The following is a 17864-nucleotide window of genomic DNA, read 5'->3' as shown; positions in this document are numbered from 1 at the left end:
CCGACCGGCTGCGGCGTTTCCGTACCCCGGATCTGGGTGCCAGGACGGGACGCGCACCCCCGCCGTACGGCAGGATGCCTTTCCATGAGCACCCAGTCGACGCCCGGCATCGACGACGCCGGAACCACCGACCACCCGTCCCGCTCCGACGGGTTCGTCCGCGGCATCTCCGGGATGATCGGCGGGCCGCTGGGCGACCACGCGACAGCCCTGAACCGGCCGGCCGGCGGGGAACGCCGATTCTGGACGGCCGTACGGATCGTGCTGGCGCTGGCCTGCCTCACGCTCGCCCTGCACTGGGTGCAGAAGTCTCCCTGCCAGGACGGCGCCTGGCAGAACAACGTCCAGTACACCCGGTTCTGCTACACCGACGTGCTCGCCCTCTACTACGCCGAAGGGCTCAACGAGGGCAAGGTGCCCTACCGCGACCACCCGGTGGAGTACCCGGTGCTCACCGGCTACTTCATGGGGGCGCTGGGTCTGCCCGTGCACGCCCTGGGCGACGGCGACCCGAGCATCAACCAGGGCCAGTGGTTCTACAACCTCAACGCGCTGGTGCTGGGTGCGCTCGCGGTGGCCACGGTGGCGGTGATCCTGGCCCTGCGCCGACGACGACCCTGGGACGCGGCGCTCTTCGCGCTCGCCCCGGCGCTACTGCTCACCGCCACCGTCAACTGGGACCTGCTCGCCATCGGGTTGGCCGCGTTCGGCCTGCTGGCGTGGGCGCGCCGACTACCGGCGTTGGCCGGTGCGCTGCTCGGCCTCGCGGGCGCGGCGAAGCTCTGGCCGCTGTTCCTGCTCGGTCCGATCCTCATCCTGGCGCTGCGCGCCGCACGGATCCGCGCCGCACTCGTCGCCATCGGCACGGCGATCGCGGCGGTGTTGTTCGTCAACCTGCCGGCCGCGCGGGCGTACCCGGAGAACTGGGGCCGCTTCTTCGAGCTGAACACGACGCGACCCATCGACTGGGGGACGCTCTGGTACATCGGGCGCTACCTGGACGGCAAGGTCGGCGACCCCGCCCGGCTCGGCCCGTTCGAATGGCTGAACGTCAACATCGGAACCCTCAACACCATCTCGTACGCCCTGTTCGCGCTGGCCTGCCTCGGCGTGGCCGTGCTGGCGCTGCGGGCGCCGCGCCGGCCGCGGCTGGCGCAGCTCGCGTTCCTGGTGGTGGCCGCGTTCCTCATCTTCAGCAAGGTGTGGTCCCAGCAGTTCGTGCTGTGGCTGCTGCCGCTGGTGGTGCTGGCCCGGCCGAAGTGGGGTGCGTTCCTGGCCTGGCAGATCGCCGAGGTCTGCTACTTCGTCGCCTTCTACGGCGAGCTGCTCGGCGCGGCCACCAGCCGTCCGGTCTTCCCGGAGGGCGTGTTCGTGCTGGCCTCGGCGCTGCGCCTGACCACGGTGGTGGTGCTCTGCGTGCTGGTGGTCCGGGAGATCCTGCACCCGGAGCGGGACGCGGTACGGGCCAACTACCCGGACGACCCGGACGGCGGCGTCCTCGACGGCGCACCCGACGCCCCCTGGCTCGACCGCTGGCGCCGCCGAGTGGACAACCCCGAACCGGAGCCCGCCGTCAGCACAAGCTGACACCGAGCCACGGACGCGGCCTGACCACGTCAGGTTTGCGGGGGGAGCCCGCCCGGAGCCGGGTGGGCTCCCCCCGAAACGATGGCTTCAGAGCCGGTACACGACCGCGTCACCGACGTCCTGGCGGGTGATGCCGAGCGACTCGACAGGCGCGTCGATGGTGATCTCCCACGGCGTGCCGGGCACCTGACCGCGCAGCAGCACCACCGTGCGGACGCCGAGCGTCCGCAGGTAGTCCACGCTGGTCTGGTCGGGGAACGACTGGCTCACCCGGCGGACGTCGTCGAGCTGACGCGGTGTGAAGCCGCTGCCGCCGTTCACCACGTCCGGGAAGCCGCTCGTCGACCAGAGCATCACGTGCTGGTCGAAACTCTGGTTGCTCGGCAGCACCAGCAGCGGCCCCTGCGCCGTACGCAGCGCCGCCGGTTGGGTCGGCACCACCGGGTGCGGGGTGGTGTTCAGGCCCTCGACGGCCACCAGCAGCAACGGAAGCAGGGTCGCCAGCCGCAGCCACGGCCCCGGCCAGGACGGGATCCGCTGCGCGGCCAGCTCACGGACCCGGTCGGTGAGCGCGGTGACCGCACCGGCCGCGAGCAGGGCCAGCAACAGCGTGGCCCACAACATCAACCGCCCGGGGGTACGCAGCGCGTTCCAACCCGGCGCGTGCTCGAACAGCGGCAGGTAGGTGAACGTGCCGTCGAAGAAGCGGGTGCCCATCGCCAGGATCATGGTGACCAGCACCCCGGCGAGCAGCAGCAGCCGGTGCCGCAGCCGCCACACCGAGAAGAACAGCCCGCCGGCGGCCAACGCGTACAGCACGAAGCCCGGCAGCAGGGTCATCTCCGGGTGCCACGGCAGCGCCGCACGCGCGCCCTCGTGCAGCCCACCCCAGATCCGTGACTCGGCGGGGGCGGTCACGAAACCGGAGGCCGGCGGCGAGAAGATGCTGATGTCGCCGATCGTCCGCTCGGCGTACGGGTGCAGCTCGGTCACCTTGAAATAGGGGTACGCCAGGAGCAGGCCCACCCCGGCGAAGAACACCCCGCCGAGCACGTCGGCCACGAGCAGCCGGCGACCGAACGGCAGCGCCTGACCGGTCCGGAGCCGGCGAACGAGGTACAGGACCGCAGTGACGAGCACCGCACCGGCGAGGAAGTACGCGAACGGCAGACCGATGCCGAAGCCGAGACTGAGCTGCCAGGCGGCGACCAGCCAGCCGGCGTACACCCAGCCGTCGTGCCGGCGCTCGGGCCGGTAGCCGTACCGCAGCGACCAGCCGTGCCCGCGCGCCAGCATGGCCAGTGCCAGCGGGATCCCGCCGTTGGAGAGCACGTGCAGGTGACCGGCCTGGGCCAGCAGCCACGGCGCGTACGTGTACGCGACACCCGCCACCGCCGCGCCGATCCGACCAGAGCCGAGCTGCCGTGCCAGCGCGTACGCCCCGAGCGTCGCGAGCGCGTGCGCCAGCACGAACATGATGTTGTAGCGCAGCACCGCGTCCTCGGGGCCGCTGCCGAGCATGCCCGCCGGGGCGTAGCCGAGCAGCGTGTCGGAGAACGCGAAGCTCCACAGCTCGGGGAAGAACGTGTTGGACTGCCACAGGCGGGCCGGGTCGGCCAGCAGGATGTGCCCGGACCAGGCCATCTGCCAGCTCTGCAGGCTCGGGTCCCAGTAGTCCTGCGGAAGCGTGTAGCGCGGATATCGCAACGTCGGCCAGGTCATCAACACGGCGAACGCCAGCGCGCCGAGGCTCGCCAGCGTCCACTCGTGGATCAGGAACCGGCCGACGGCCCGTGCCGCCCGGGTGAGCCGCGAGGGCACCGGCTCGGGTGTGGACGCCCACTCCTCCCAGCGGTCGGCCCCCTTCGCCTGACCCTCGGACTTCCCGTCGGCCGGGTCGCCGTCCTTGGCCGCTTCGCTCGTGGTGAGGGCCGCGCTGTCCCCGGCGGCGCTGTCGCCCTGCGCCGGGTCGCCCTCGACGGCATCCGCGGTAGCGGCGGTGGCGTCTTCCTTGGCGGCGGAGTCCGTGCCGGCGTCGCCCTTGGCGGTGGCGTCGGTGTTGGCGTCGCCCTTGGCGGTGGCGTCCGTGCCGGCGTCGCCCTTGGTGGTGTCGCCGGTGGTCGGATCGTCCTTCGCGGGGGGCGTGGTCGCGGGGGTCGGCTCGGGTCCGTCGACCGGAGTGGCCTCCGTCGCGGGGTCCGTCGTCGTACCCGTGGTGCCGGCCGGTCGCGCCGCCGCGTCGTCCGGGGTGGGGCGCGCGTTCCCGGTCCCGGGCTGTCCGGTCGTCATGCCGCCGGGCTCTCGGTGCCGAGCTGCTGGCGCAGGAAGTCGATGTCGGCGGCCTGGCCGGTGACGCCGCCCGGGGTCTCGACGACCACGGGTGCGCCGGCCGCCCGGATCACCGCTACCACCAGCTCGGGGTCGATCGTCCCGCCGCCGAGGTTGTCGTGCCGGTCCTGGCCGGAGTTGAACGCGCCCTTGGAGTTGTTGGCGTGTACCAGGTCGATCCGTCCGGTGATCGCCTTGACCCGGTCGACCAGGCCGAGCAGTTCCTCGCCACCCGCGTACGCGTGGCAGGTGTCCAGGCAGAAGCCGACCTCGTGGTCGCCGACCGCGTCCCACAATCGGGCGAGCGCGTCCAGTCGGCGGGCGCACGCGTTGTCGCCGCCGGCCGTGTTCTCGATGAGCACGGGGACGCCGAAGCCACCGGAGTCGGCGGCGTACGCGAAGGTCTTGCGCCAGTTGTCGAAGCCGACGGCCGGGTCGTCCCCGGCGTTGACGTGCCCACCGTGGACGATCAGGCCCTTGGCGCCGATCGCGGCGGCGGCGGTGGCGTGCCCGAGCAGGAGTTTGCGGCTCGGGATCCGGATCCGGTTGTTGAGTGTCGCCACGTTGATGACGTAGGGCGCGTGCACGTACAGATCCACCTCGGCCGTGCGCAGCCGCTCGGCGTCCTCCCGAGGCTTGGGCGCCTTCCACCCCTGCGGGTCGGACAGGAAGAACTGCACGGTGTCGGCGGACCGGGCGGCCGCCTCCGCCAGCGGGTCGGTCGAGTCGACGTGAGCTCCGATACGCATGCGAGCGAGCCTACGTCCCGAGCCCGACAGGTGGGTGACGGCCGGGGTGGTGTCGGGACGGCCCCGCGCGTCACCGGACGGACCGACGATCGTTGATGGATTTGGGAGCCGGCGGCCAGCGCCCGGTACCGCCGGACGGCGTGAGCGCCGCCTCGGCAGCCGGTGGCCGACGGACCGACAACGAGGTCACCCCCGCCGCGCGGCCCGGCGAGGCGGGGGCGACCCACCTGGCGGATCCGAGTTCAGCCGATGAACAATCTCGGAAATTTGTGCTTTTTCCCCCGAGAAGGTACGAGAGCCGTTGTATCGTCAGGTAACAACACGATAAAGCTCCGCGGGGCGTCTTCGGTCCAACCTCATCGGTGTGGTCGTTCCTCCCCAGGTCCCACCCAAGGAATGCGGACGGGACGCCCCGCGGCCTCGTCGACGGGGGCCCACCACTGACCAATGGCGGTCAGGCGGTGGGCCCCCGTCGGCACGCCCGGGTTCCGGGCCGACCACCCCGGGCATGATCGTCCGGACCGGGTATCCTGGTCAGGTTGTCTGCGTCCGGCCGGGTTCCCCCGGCACGTGCGGGCAGCGACGCACGACCTCCTGCCACGGAAGGACCGTGGCCGCTTAGCCCACAGGAGGTGAGCACGTCTTGCGTCATTACGAAGTCATGGTGATCCTCGATCCCAGCCTCGAGGAACGCACCGTCGCCCCGTCTCTCGACACGTACCTGAACGTGATCCGGACCGCGGGTGGCTCGGTTGAGAAGACGGACGTGTGGGGCCGTAGGCGCCTCGCGTACGAGATCAACAAAAAGGCAGAGGGCATCTACGCCGTCGTCGACCTGCAGGCCACGCCTGCCGCTGTCGCCGAGCTGGACCGTCAGCTGCGACTCAACGAGTCCGTGCTGCGCACCAAGGTCATCCGACCGGAAATGCGCTAAGCCTTCAAACCCCGGTTCGTCCGGATCAGCCTCCGCGACTCTGTCGGAGGGCTCTGAGAGCCTGTACGACGAGACGCTGAGTGCGCGAGGAGATGGTCATGGCAGGAGACACCACCATCACGGTCATCGGCAATCTGACCGATGACCCCGAGTTGCGGTTCACCCCCTCCGGGGCTGCGGTCGCCAAGTTCCGAGTCGCCTCGACGCCCCGCTTCATGGACAAGGCGTCGGGCGAGTGGAAGGACGGCGAGCCGCTGTTCCTCGCTTGCACCGTCTGGCGGCAGGCCGCCGAGCACGTCGCCGAGTCGCTGCAGCGCGGTGCCCGGGTGATCGTGTCGGGTCGGCTGCGTCAGCGGTCCTACGAGACCCGCGAGGGTGAGAAGCGCACAGTCATCGAGCTCGAGGTCGACGAGATCGGCCCGTCGCTGCGCTACGCCACGGCGAAGGTGCAGAAGATGTCCCGCTCCGGCGGCGGTGGCGGCGGCTTCGGTGGCGGCGGTGGTGGTGGCAACCAGGGTGGCGGCGGAGGCAACTTCGACGACCCCTGGGCTTCGGCCGCACCCTCTCCCGCGCGTGCCGGTTCGGGCGCCAATTTTGACGAGGAGCCACCGTTCTAATGGCGCCTAGCGCTCGCGATCGCAAACCAGGAGCACGTGCAACGGCCAAGGCTGCGGCACTGCGCAAGCCGAAGAAGAAGGTGAACCCGCTCGACAAGGACGGGATCGCCTACATCGATTACAAGGACACCGCGCTGCTGCGCAAGTTCATCTCCGACCGCGGCAAGATCCGCGCTCGTCGGGTGACCGGCGTTACCTCGCAGCAGCAGCGGCAGATCGCCCGTGCGGTCAAGAACGCCCGTGAGATGGCGCTCCTGCCGTACACGGCCACCACCCGCTGAGAGGAGGCACCGATATGAAGATCATCCTGACTCAGGAAGTGTCCGGCCTCGGTGCCCCGGGCGACATCGTCGAGGTCAAGGACGGCTACGGCCGTAACTACCTGCTGCCGCAGGGCTTCGCGATCGCCTGGACCAAGGGCGCGGAAAAGCAGGTCACGGTCATCAAGCGGGCCCGTTCGGCCCGTGAGATCCGCGACCTCGACCACGCGAACGAGGTCAAGGGTCAGCTCGAAGGGCTCAAGGTCAGCCTGAAGGCCCGCGCCGGCGACGGCGGTCGGCTCTTCGGCTCGGTCACCCCGGCCGAGATCGTCGACGCCGTCAAGGGCGCCGGCGGTCCGGTCCTCGACCGCCGCCGGCTGGAGGTGCCCGGTCACATCAAGTCGACCGGCAGCTACCCGGTGAAGATCAAGCTGCACCCCGAGGTGACCGCGTCGTTCAACCTGAACGTCGTTCAGGGCTGACGTCGGCCACAGCACCACGAAGGCCCGTACCGATCTTTCGGTACGGGCCTTCGCGCATGCCGTGTGCCGGCCGCGAACCGGTCAACCGATCGGCTGCCCCGTCACCGCGCTGATCAGCACCGTGGAGAGACCACCGCCCACCACCGCGGCGGCGAGAGCGATGGTCGCCGAACGCCACGTCGTACCGACCCGACGCAGCAACGCCGCCACCACCAGACTGCTGACCAACGCCAGCCCGAAGCGCGGCGAGCCGGCAAGCATCGACTCCAATGCCCGCGACCGGGGCGAATCACAGCCGCCCCCGCTGATGTCGGTGACACACCCGGCGGGCGGCAGACCGTCCAGGGTCAACAGCCATACGAAAATCAGCACCGCCGGCACCAGGTAACAGGCAGCCGTGTACAACATCGGCCGGAAGGACCCACCCGGATCCGGGTCGAGCAGGTCGTCCTCCAGGCGCCTAGCCCAACCGCCGGTGGCCACCGCCTCCACCCGACGGCGGACCGACGCCGTACCGACCGGAGGCTGCACCGCCCGACGCCGAGTGCCCCCGTCCCGCTGCACCGGCGCGCTACGCGGACGCGGTGCGGTGTAACCCACCACCGGCGACCTCGGCGCCGAGGTCGCCGGATCCATCCAGCGCGGGTCGTCACCGGCCAGCCGGGTACCCGACCAGAACCCGTCGTCGCGACTCGGCCAACCCTCCGCCACCGGCCGGTCCGAGCGAGGTGGCAGCGTCCGGTCCCACTGGTCGTCCTCGACCGCCGCACGCTCCCACTGGCCGGTGCGGTCGGACCGCTCCCAACCCCCGACACCCTCCGCCTGCGCCCACTGCGTGCTCAGGTCCGTGCCGTCCGCGTCCGCGATCGGCGGCCACGCGTGCACGCCCGAGGCGTCCCACGGGTCCACCGCCGGCGCGTACGACGGCTCGGGCTCGGTCGCAGCCGCCCGCCCCGGCCCGCGCTCCCACGGATCGACCGCCGGCCGGGACCACGACTCCTCCGCCGCGCGACGGCTGCGTCGGGTGGGCCGTCCCGCCTCCCGGCGCGGCGTCGGTTCGGCCGGCGCGGCATCCAGATCGCCACCGGACCAGATCACCTGGGGGCGACCGGCGGGCGCCCGACGGGGACGACGGTCCGGGGCCGCGCCCGAGATCGGATCCTCCTCCGCCGCGTTGGCGCGCCGACGGCCCGCGTACCCCTGCTCCTGAGGACGGTCGAGCGTCCACTCACCGGTGTGGTCCGACTCGGGTGCGGCACCGATCGCCGGTCGCTCCCGCCAGGTGGCCTCGCTGACCTGCCGCCGGGTGCCAGTCGTCTCGGTGCGCGGCCAGCCGGCCCCGGAGCTCGGCCGCTCGGGCTGCGGGTCGGCCTCGTCGTCGTCATCGGGAGCGGCGTGCCGGCCACCGCCGTCGGCGTGCCGAACACCCGACTCGAGCGCCCACCGGGGCAGGTACGCGTCGACCGGCTCGTCCTGCCCACGGTCCAACGCGCGCCGGCGGCTGGAGGTGCGGTAGCGCCCGTCCTCGTCGTACGGGTCGACCGGAGAGGACGGCGTGCGCTCACCCCACGAGGCTGTCGGCTGGCCCTCGCGCGGGCTGCCCTCCCCGCGTCCCCAGTCCCGGTAACTCACGGCCGGATTGTGACCCTTCTGAACCGAAAGCGTGATCCGCTGTCCAGGTGTAGCCGTTCGCTGGAGATAGTACGGGACGATCGTGTCCCAGTCCCGACCGAAATATTCCCCTCCACAGGCTGGGGACCACAAAACGCCAGGTCAGAGGCTTGCGCCCGGGAATTCCCCAACGGTTATCCACACCCTGTGCACACGCTGCGCACATGCTCGTCCACCGGCGTCCACAGGTTGTCCCGAGGCTCGTCCACCGGCCTTGTTGAGTCGCTGACCTCGGTGTCCGTATGGTTGGCCCTCGACCGCCGGCGCGATGGCCCCCGATCGACCGGCCCGGTCGGACGGAAGTGTCGTACCCCGGCGTGAAGCTGGGGCTGATCCGGCGCAGTGGAGGGGGGACCCGTGTCGGTCACCGACGACATGCGGGCGGAGTCACGCTCCGGTGGCGGCCAGCCGCCCGTGCAACGCGACGGCCAGTTCGACAAGACCCCACCCCAGGATGTCGCCGCCGAGCAGTGCGTCCTCGGCGGCATGCTGCTGTCCAAGGACGCCATCGCCGACGTCGTCGAGATCCTCAAGACCAACGACTTCTACCGGCCGGTGCACGCCACCATCTTCGACACCATCCTGGACATCTACGGCCGGGGCGAGCCGGCCGACCCGATCACCGTGGCCGCCGCCCTGACCGACTCGGGCGATCTGGCGCGCATCGGCGGCGCGCCCTACCTGCACACCCTCATCGCCAGCGTTCCCACGGCGGCGAACGCCGCCTACTACGCGAGAATCGTCAGCGAGCGGGCGGTGCTGCGCCGCCTCGTCGAGGCCGGCACCAAGATCGTGCAGCTGGGCTACGGCACCGCCAACGGCGGCAGCCGCGACGTCGACGACATCGTCGACCTGGCCCAGCAGGCCGTCTACGACGTCACCGAACGTCGCGTCAGCGAGGACTTCGCGGTCCTGGCCGACATGTTGCAGCCGACGCTCGACGAGATCGAGGCGGTGGGCGCGCAGGGCGGCGTCATGACCGGCGTGCCCACCGGCTTCAGCGACCTGGACCGACTGCTCAACGGCCTGCACGCCGGGCAGCTCATCATCGTGGCCGGCAGGCCTGGTCTGGGCAAGGCGCTGTCGCTCGACACCCCCCTGCCGACGCCGGATGGCTGGACCACAATGGGCGCGATCCGGGTGGGCGATCAACTGCTGGCTGCGGACGGCAGGCCCACCACTGTCACGCACGCCTTCGACGTGATGCACGACCGTCCCTGTTACGAGGTGGAGTTCTCCGACGGCACCGTGATCGTGGCGGACGCGGAGCACCTGTGGAAGACGACCAGCCGGGCGGGTCGACGGCAGGGGCCGGCGCGGCGACGGCGCCACCCGTCCGAGTCGTCGACGGCCAATGTGCGTTCGGGACAGAAGAGGCTCGATGTCCGCGACGGTAGGACGGGAGACCGGATCGCGCCCGGGTATCCCGGCGGTCCAATACTGACCGCGCTTCTCGAACGAACCGAGCGGGAGGTCGACGCCCACAGCCGGGTCGACCACGACGGTGTCGTCACCACTGCAGAGATCGCAGCCACGCTGCGTACGGACACTGCCGCGCGGCGGCTCAACCACGCCGTACGCAACACCGCCCCCTTGCAGCTTCCGGATCGGGACCTGGTGGTCCCGCCCTACACGTTGGGGGCGCGGCTCGGTGACGGTCGCTCCGGTGCCAGTCGCTTCACCACCGCCGGGCAGGAGATGGTCACGCAGGGCGAGGCGGAGGGCTTCGCGCGTCAGGTCGGGGTGGCTGAGGACAGGCACATCCCGGGTGTCTACCTGCGCGCCTCCGAGGCCCAACGCCGGGCTCTGCTGGCCGGGCTCATGGACGCCGACGGCGCGGTCGCCCCAAGGGGCAACCTGGAGTACACGTCGACCTCGAAGCGGTTGGCGGAGGACGTACGCGAGCTCATCGTCAGCCTGGGTTACCGCTGCACCGTCGACGCGGAGCCGGTACGCGATCGCGCCTCTGAGTCGTCCGTCGCGTACACGGTGACCTTCTCCACGCCGGATGTCATCTTCCGGCTTGAGAGCAAGCGGGATGCGCACGTCGAACGCCGCCGGACCTCCTCGGACGTCCGGACGACCTCGCGGTACATCGTCGACGTCCGCCCGGTGCCGAGCGTGCCGGTTCGATGCGTCACGGTGGACAATCCCGAGCATCTGTATCTGGCCAGCCGGGCGATGATTCCTACCCACAACAGCACCGCGAGCATGGACTTCGCCCGGAACGCGGCCATCCGGGCCAACCAGGCGGCTGCCATCTTCTCGCTCGAAATGAGCAAGGTCGAGATCGTCATGCGACTGCTCTCGGCCGAGGCGCGGGTACCGCTGCACGTGCTGCGCAGCGGCCAGCTCTCCGACGACGACTGGACGAAGCTGGCCCGGTGCATGGGCGAGATCAGCGAGGCGCCGCTGTTCGTCGACGACACGCCGAGCATGAACCTCATGGAGATCCGGGCCAAGGCCCGTCGGCTCAAGCAGCGTCACGACCTCAAGATGATCGTTGTCGACTATCTCCAGCTGATGACCTCGCCGAAGCGCACCGAGAGCCGGCAGCAGGAGGTCGCGGACCTCTCCCGTGGCCTGAAGCTGCTGGCCAAGGAGGTCGAGTGTCCGGTGATCGCGGTCAGTCAGCTGAACCGTGGCCCCGAGCAGCGCACCGACAAGCGGCCTCAGTTGTCCGATCTGCGTGAATCGGGATCAATTGAGCAAGACGCCGACGTTGTCATCCTCCTGCACCGCGACGACTACTACGACAAGGAGTCGCCGCGGGCGGGGGAAGCGGATTTCATTATTGCTAAGCATCGGAATGGCCCGACCGACACGGTGACCGTGGCGGCCCAGCTGCACCTGTCCCGCTTCGTCGACATGGCCATCGGCTGAGGGTTCCCGCACGCCGGGTCAGCCCAGCAGGGGAAACCAACCCGCCGACTCGCCCAACTCCAGCCGATCGCGGTCGGTGAGCGGCACCCGCCCGGTGGCCTTCAGCAGGAACTCGCGGTCGTCCCAGGCGGCCGGCCGGACGGTGTCGTCGCTCAGCAGGCCGTCCATGGTGGCCACCGCGACGCGTACCGCCAGTGGGCCGGGCGGCGGCGCGTCGGGCAGTTCCGGCGTGAGGTCCAGGTGGTGGACGACGGCTTCGGTGGTCAGGGTGGCGAGAAAGTCAGGTACCCGCAGCACGTGGCCCTGCGTGGTCACGTGGCCGGCGGGGTCGGCTGCTGCGGCTGCGCGTACCGCCGCCGGGGCCGTCTCCGTCCATAGTCGGACGATCCCGGTCGGGCTGTCGAACGCGGCGGCCGACCTGCGGACCCACCAGGCGTGCCGGGTGTCCTCGTCGCCGTTGCCGGGGAAGCCTCGCCAATAGCTCACGTCGTCGGTGTCGGCGGGGCCGTCGACGGGACCGGCCAGGGCCACCAGGGCGCGCTGGGCGTCGCCGAGGACGTGCAGGAGCAGGTCCGCGACGAGCCACCCGCGACACCGGGTGGCGCGTTGCAGAGCGGCGTCGTCCAGGCCGTCGACAGTGGCGGTGATTCCGTCGTACGCCTGGGCCAGCGCCTGCTCTGCCCGGATCGGGGTCATGCGGTGCAGCCTCGCACGGGTGGTGGCGGGCGCCAACCGATGTCGGGGAACGAAGCGCCCGGGCCGACGCGTGGTTCGGCCCGGGCGGGATTGCCGGTTCGGCTCAGCCGAACATCTCGTCGAGGAATCCCTTGCGCTTCTTCTGCCGGTAGTGGCCGTGGTAGCCGTGGTGCTGCTGCTGGTGGCCGTACGCGGGCGCCGGCGGGTAGCCGTGGGCGGGCGGCGGGGGCGGCGGCGGGACGGCGCCGTAGCCGGGCTGGTGCTGCCCCGGCGGGTAGCCACCGGGCTGCTGGACCGGTGCCGGGGGCGGTCCGCCGGCCTGCTGGCGGCTCCAGTTGGCCTCCGCCTCGAACAGCTTCTCCAACTCGCCGCGGTCCAGGAAGATGCCCCGGCACTCCCCGCACTGGTCGATGACGACTCCGCTGCGCTCGTACTGACGCATTTCTCCGTGGCACTTGGGACAGGTGAGACTCATCACCTGACGGTACCTGGTCCACCTATGCGGTTGCTGTGAGCGCCTCGGTGACTTCCTCGTCGGACACCTCGTGGAAGTCCTCGTAGTAGACGCTCACCGCGCCGAAGTCGGTGGGACGTTGGGCGCAGACGACCTGGTCGGCCTCGGCGGCCAGCAGCTCGTACGCCTCCTGGGCGCCGACCGGGACCGCGACCACCACGCGGCGGGCGCCGAGTTGCCGGACGACCTCGACGGCGGCGCGGGCGGTCGCCCCGGTGGCCAGGCCGTCGTCGACGACGACCGCGATCCGTCCGGCGAGGGCCAGCGGGGGGCGTCCGGCGCGGTAGAGGCGTTCCCGGCGTTCCAGCTCGGTCTGTTCGCGGTGCCGCACCTCGGCGATGTCGTCGCCGCTGAGTCGGCTGGCCACCGCGTCGTTGAGGACCTGCACGCCACCCGGCCCGAGTGCGCCGAAGGCGACCTCGCGGGCCCACGGCATGCCGAGCTTGCGGACCACGAGCACGTCGAGCGGGGCACCGAGTCGTTCGGCGACGACGCGGGCGACAGGTACGCCGCCGCGGACGAGGCCGAGGACGACGACGTCGGGGTCGCCGACGAGTGCGGTGAGTCGTTCGGCGAGCACCTGGCCCGCGTCGGCGCGGTCGCGGTACGTGGTCATGTCTTCAGGTGTACGCCCTGGGGTGGGATCGCGCCGGGCAGTTACGCCGAAGTGGCCCGACCGGACAGCTCGCCGAGCGCCGGGACTGCCGACTCGTCGGTCGGGCGGTGCAGGGCGGGTGCCCAGGTGAGCAGGGCCAGCGGGTACAGCAGATAGCCGAACCGGGTCGTGGGCATCAGGGCGATGGCGGCGAGCAGCCCGTACCCGCAGATCAGCGCCGTGGTGACGGCCGTGCGGGGCGGTCGGAGGGCGAGCCGGACGGCGATGGCCAGGCCGACCGCGACCAGCAGGGCGGCGGCGATGATCCGGCCGGCGGGCAGCGCCGAGGCGATCAGGTAGCCGGGGAACGGGGACTGCGCCGGACTGGTCACCAGGCCGTGGCCGAGGGGGAAGCGCAGGACGTTCTCGACAAGTGCGTCGCGATCGACAAGCAGGGCCGGGACCAGCGCGGCGACCGGCAGTCCGATCGCGCCGGCGGCGACCCGCGTGCCGGCCCGCCGGGTCAGGCCCCAGACGATCAGGACGAGGGCGACCGGCCAGGCGAAGAGCTTGAGAGCGCCGGCCAGGCCGACCGCGATGCCGGCCGCGCCGGGCCGTTCGGCGGCGGCGAGCGCGAGGGCCAGCAGGCAGAGCGCGAGTACGGGGAGGTCGTCCCCGCCGGTGGCGAGGGTGAGGGCGCAGATCGGCAGGACGGTGGCGGCCTGCACGCCGCGCAGCAGCGCGGAGTCCCGGCGGTTTCCCGTGCCGGTCTTCTGGTTGGCTGCCGGTTTTCCGCGCAGGGCGAGGACCGCCACGGCGAGCGCCAGCGCGGTGCCCACCGCGAACCAGACGCGGGAGTCGGTCCACCAGGTGTCGATCAGGGCTCTGGGCAGGCCGAACAGGGCCATGCCCGGCTGGTACGGGGTGTAGCCGAGCAGTTGTTCGCCGGGCGGGAGGGCGGCGATGGCGTCGGGGCCGAGGTAGGGGGTGCCGTGCTCCACCAGTCGGGCGCCCGCGTGCTCCACGACCAGCACCTCCTCCTGGGCGCGGTCGGTGCGTCCGGCGGTGCGCTCGACGCTCTGCCAGATGAGCGGCAGCAGTGCGGTGCTCACCCAGGTGAGTGCGGTGACCGTCCACCGGGCGGGGAGACCGGCGAGCCGGGAGGTGGGGGTGCGGCGACGCAGCAGGAGTTGGACGACCACCGCCAGCGCCGCGACCAGGTAACCGACGGCGGCGACCGCACCCCAGGCGCGGTGCGGCAGCAGCGTCGACGTGACGGCGGTGATCGCGGCGAAGACGGCCGAGACGGCGTAGAGGCCGAGGTCGAGGGCGAGCCCGCCGGCGGCGGTGTCGAGTGTCCGCCAGTGCCAGCGGCGGGCGGTCGGGTCGTCGGCGGTCACGGGCGACAGTTTGGCAGACCAGGCTGCGCCCACCTCACTCCCGCAGGCTGGTGCCCGGTCAGGCCGGCAGGTGCGGGAGCCGGTTGCGTCCGGCCTGGCGGCGGTTCTGATTGAGCCGGATCACCGCCCCGGCGTCGTGCAGCGGCGCGGCCAGGGCACCCGGACGGCCGCCCGAGCCGCGTTGCAGCGCGGCCAGGAGGGTGCCGGACGGCATCGGCCGGGCGAACAGGTGCCCCTGACCGGCGACGCAACCCAACTCCCAGAGGGCGCGGCGCTGCGGCTCGCTCTCCACGCCCTCGGCGACGACGTCCAGGTCGAGGCTGCGGCCCAGGTCGAGGGTGGAACGGATGACGGCGGCGGCCTCGGCCGAACTCTCCATCGTCGTGACGAAACTGCGGTCGATCTTGAGTTCGTGCACGGGGATCCGGGAGAGCAGCGAGAGGGAGGAGTAACCGGTGCCGAAGTCGTCCAGGGCCAGCCGTACGCCCTCCTCGCGGAGCCGGCTCAACACCTGGTCGACCACGTCGAGCTGGCTGAGGGTCAGCGTCTCGGTCAACTCCAGCACCAGCCGGTCCGGAGGAAGGTCGTGGGCGCGCAGGCGGGCCAGCACCGAACCGGGGAAACGGGCGTCGAGGAGACTGCGCGGAGAGACGTTCACCGCGACCGGTACGTCGAAGCCGGCGTCGCGCCAACTGCCCGCAGCGGTCAGCGCCTGGTCGAGGATCGCCTCGGCGAACGCCGGCAGCAGCCCGGAGCGTTCCACCGCCTCCAGGAAACGCAGCGGGTCGATCATGCCGTGGGTGGGGTGGTGCCAGCGGGCCAGGGCCTCCGCGCTCGTCACCTCGCCGGTGCCCAGGTCGACGATCGGCTGGAAGTTGACGACGAACTCGTGGTCCTCGACCGCCCGCGGCAGGTCACCGCCGAGGGTGAGGCGGCCCAGGTCGGCGGTGTCCCGCGCCGGGGCGTACGTGGAGATCCGCAGGCCGGCCCGTTTCGCCTGGTACATCGCCACGTCGGCGCGGCGCAGCAACTCGGCCATGCCGCCGCTGGTCGGGGCGACGGAGATGCCCCCGCTGGCCTCCACGCTGATCCGCATGCCGTCCAGCTCGAACGGCTCGTGCAGCGCGGCGAGCAGCGTCTCCGCGCGGTGCGCGGCCACCGCCGGGGCCGGCAGCCCACGCAGGAGTACGGCGAACTCGTCGCCACCGAGGCGCGCCACCAGATCACCGGACTGGGCGGCGGTGCTCAACCGGTCGGCGACCTGCACCAGCACCTGGTCACCGGCGGCGTGCCCGAGCGTGTCGTTGACCTCCTTGAAGTGGTTGAGGTCGATCAACACCAGCGCGGTGACCCCGTCGGCGTGCCGGGCGCTCAACTGCTCGGTGCCCTGGTCGAGCAGATGTCGGCGGTTGGCCAGGTCGGTGAGCGCGTCATGCGTGGCCGCGTACGCGTGCTCGTCGGCCACCCGGGCCAGTTCGGCGTACGCCTGGGCGTTGCGGACGGCGGTGCAGAGCGCGGACGCAAAGGTCCGCAGCGTGTACTGCTCCCGTTCGGAGAGCTGCACCGGCCCACGGAAGCGCAGCCGCAGCACGCCGACGTCGACGGAGCGGTCGTGGCCCTCCAGAGGCGCCGGGACGACTGTGGCGTTCACCTCGGTGGGTGTGCCGGTCGAACCGTCGAAGGAGATCCCGCCCGGGCCGCCACGGACGGTGCGGCCACCGTCGCGCAGCTCGATCTCGACCTCGTCGGCGGAGAACAGCTCGGCGGCCTGGGTGACGGCGGTGGTGAGGACCTCGTCCAGGTCGACCACGTTGAGCGCGTCGGTGGCGCGGGCGAGTCGTTGCCACGCCTGCTGCTCGGTGCGGCCCCGGATGCGCGCGGAGTAGGCCAGGTGCAGGCTCAGGACCAGGGGCGGGACGGCGAGCAGCAGGCGTTGATCTGCGCGAAGGATGAGCAGGGTGAAGAGTGCCACGACGAACCGGACGGCGAAACCGGCGAGCCGGAGATCGAAGTGGTTACGGAACTGGCGGTCGATGCGGGTGCCCGACGCCAGCGCGATGACCGGAATGGCCAGTAGGTCATCGAGCACCGCGGCGGTGAGGTACACCGCTGCGAGCAGGATGAACAGGTCCCACAGGCCCTCTGGCGGCCAGCGGTCGCCGAGGAGCATGACCACCACTGTCGCGCCGCCGGCCACGAGGCTGTGCTTCGCGATTCCGAACGCAGCCTTGATGGCGGTCAACCGGTTGAGCAGCGAGACGCAGGCGATACCGGTCCCGGTCGACAGGATCACCCAGGGTGGAGGAGCTAGGGCGAGCCCGAGGACGATGGCCGCCTCCACCCAGGCGAACGAGAAGGTCGTCGACCTGATGCGCAGCCGTGTCTTGACGACTGCGCCCAAAGCGATCATCAAAATGAGGGCGAAGATCGTCGAGGCTTCCCCCGCGCTGTCCGGCACGTTTCGCGCCGTCGCGAGTGCCGCGGCCACGACGACCGCCGTAGCCATCGCCGCAAGCGCTCCGACGAGGGTCAGCAGGCGTGGATCGGTGTCCCTCTGACGACTCGTCGTCCGGCTCACTCGACCTCACCCGTGACCCAACGTGGATGTCCGCTGACGGGCAGCGTACTCCGGCGTTGCCACGGTGATAAGGATTCAGTCCCATTCGGTACTACGCATCTGACACCCCTTCAGCGTCGAGGATCTGCATCGGCTGAAGCTGGTACTAGTCCCACTCGGTGCTGTTGCGCATCGTTCGACCCCCTCGCCGCTACGGCGGCGCCCGCTGGGCGCCATTCGTTCGTTGGGGAGAGCGTAGGAGAGGTGATGCGCAAGAAGGAACAATTAATGTCGGTATGCGCAACATTAGCCAAGATGAAGCGGATTTGTCACTTTGTGTCCACGCTCCTGAGCGGAGCGCTCACCTTTCCCCGCCAAACGCCGGTTGAACACGACCATTGATGCCGCGTCTTGCAGGCTGCAGTCAGTGTCGCTAAGCATGGAAGCGTCTTCATCCGCGCTTCGGTTCCTGTGCTGCGGTGACTCGGGTCGTTCGTGGGCGGTGGGTCACGGGAGGCCTTTCGCGCTGAGCCTAAGGCCAGCGACGGTGCCGAGGTGGGCGGGTGAGCCTAGGCTTCGTTGTGTGATCGA

General features: G+C 71.1%; 14 protein-coding genes. 6 read left to right on the top strand and 8 right to left on the bottom strand.

What is annotated here, in order from left to right; translation table 11 throughout:
* The first annotated feature begins 84 nt into the window (after positions 1-84).
* Complete coding sequence (locus ABZS77_RS00765) at positions 85-1587, top strand: glycosyltransferase 87 family protein (RefSeq protein ID WP_354815062.1); 1503 nt, start codon at positions 85-87, stop codon at positions 1585-1587.
* Positions 1588-1674: 87 nt separating this feature from the next.
* Here ABZS77_RS00765 and ABZS77_RS00760 read toward each other — a convergent pair whose 3' ends face one another.
* Both ABZS77_RS00760 and ABZS77_RS00755 read right to left on the bottom strand, forming a co-directional pair.
* On the bottom strand, positions 1675-3876 hold the full coding sequence (locus tag ABZS77_RS00760) for a hypothetical protein (protein ID WP_354815058.1): 2202 nt from the start codon (positions 3874-3876) through the stop codon (positions 1675-1677).
* Positions 3873-4664: a deoxyribonuclease IV gene (locus ABZS77_RS00755; RefSeq protein WP_354815055.1), complete on the bottom strand. Its 792-nt coding sequence runs from the start codon at positions 4662-4664 to the stop codon at positions 3873-3875. Before ABZS77_RS00755 ends, ABZS77_RS00760 begins: the two co-directional genes overlap by 4 nt.
* A gap of 643 nt (positions 4665-5307) precedes the next feature.
* Between ABZS77_RS00755 and rpsF the strand changes: the two genes are divergently transcribed.
* From rpsF to rplI, 4 genes are all read left to right on the top strand, one after another.
* Positions 5308-5598, top strand: coding sequence for a 30S ribosomal protein S6 (gene rpsF, locus ABZS77_RS00750; RefSeq protein WP_074315517.1), 291 nt, complete (start codon positions 5308-5310; stop codon positions 5596-5598).
* 80 nt (positions 5599-5678) lie between these two features.
* Complete coding sequence (locus tag ABZS77_RS00745) at positions 5679-6215, top strand: single-stranded DNA-binding protein (protein WP_354815052.1); 537 nt, start codon at positions 5679-5681, stop codon at positions 6213-6215.
* Positions 6215-6496, top strand: coding sequence for a 30S ribosomal protein S18 (gene rpsR / locus ABZS77_RS00740; protein ID WP_051723758.1), 282 nt, complete (start codon positions 6215-6217; stop codon positions 6494-6496). The genes ABZS77_RS00745 and rpsR overlap by 1 nt, the downstream gene beginning before the upstream one ends.
* A 14-nt stretch (positions 6497-6510) precedes the next feature.
* Complete coding sequence (gene rplI / locus ABZS77_RS00735) at positions 6511-6957, top strand: 50S ribosomal protein L9 (RefSeq protein WP_151487665.1); 447 nt, start codon at positions 6511-6513, stop codon at positions 6955-6957.
* An 81-nt stretch (positions 6958-7038) separates the two neighbouring features.
* On the opposite strand, the gene ABZS77_RS00730 is transcribed toward rplI, so the two are convergent.
* A complete protein-coding gene (locus ABZS77_RS00730; RefSeq protein ID WP_354815050.1) occupies positions 7039-8589 on the bottom strand; it encodes a hypothetical protein in 1551 nt (516 codons plus the stop codon).
* Positions 8590-8970: 381 nt separating this feature from the next.
* Here ABZS77_RS00730 and dnaB point away from each other — a divergent pair, with 381 nt between their 5' ends.
* Positions 8971-11511: a replicative DNA helicase gene (dnaB, locus tag ABZS77_RS00725; protein ID WP_354815047.1), complete on the top strand. Its 2541-nt coding sequence runs from the start codon at positions 8971-8973 to the stop codon at positions 11509-11511.
* 18 nt (positions 11512-11529) lie between these two features.
* Here dnaB and ABZS77_RS00720 read toward each other — a convergent pair whose 3' ends face one another.
* From ABZS77_RS00720 to ABZS77_RS00700, 5 genes are all read right to left on the bottom strand, one after another.
* Entirely contained in the window at positions 11530-12207 is a 678-nt protein-coding gene (locus ABZS77_RS00720) for a maleylpyruvate isomerase N-terminal domain-containing protein (RefSeq protein WP_354815044.1), read from the bottom strand.
* Between the two features lie 103 nt (positions 12208-12310).
* On the bottom strand, positions 12311-12685 hold the full coding sequence (locus ABZS77_RS00715) for a zf-TFIIB domain-containing protein (protein WP_354815041.1): 375 nt from the start codon (positions 12683-12685) through the stop codon (positions 12311-12313).
* A 19-nt stretch (positions 12686-12704) separates the two neighbouring features.
* Entirely contained in the window at positions 12705-13337 is a 633-nt protein-coding gene (locus ABZS77_RS00710) for a phosphoribosyltransferase family protein (RefSeq protein WP_354815038.1), read from the bottom strand.
* A gap of 41 nt (positions 13338-13378) precedes the next feature.
* On the bottom strand, positions 13379-14716 hold the full coding sequence (locus ABZS77_RS00705; protein WP_354815035.1) for a glycosyltransferase family 87 protein: 1338 nt from the start codon (positions 14714-14716) through the stop codon (positions 13379-13381).
* A gap of 58 nt (positions 14717-14774) precedes the next feature.
* Positions 14775-17222 carry a bifunctional diguanylate cyclase/phosphodiesterase gene (locus ABZS77_RS00700; RefSeq protein ID WP_354815032.1) on the bottom strand — a complete coding sequence of 816 codons (2448 nt, stop codon included), beginning with the start codon at positions 17220-17222 and terminating at the stop codon, positions 14775-14777.
* Positions 17223-17864: the final 642 nt, after the last annotated feature.

Source organism: Micromonospora sp. NPDC005298, assembly GCF_040607375.1.
Lineage (GTDB): Bacteria > Actinomycetota > Actinomycetes > Mycobacteriales > Micromonosporaceae > Micromonospora.
This window is presented reverse-complemented; position numbering and strand designations above follow the sequence as displayed.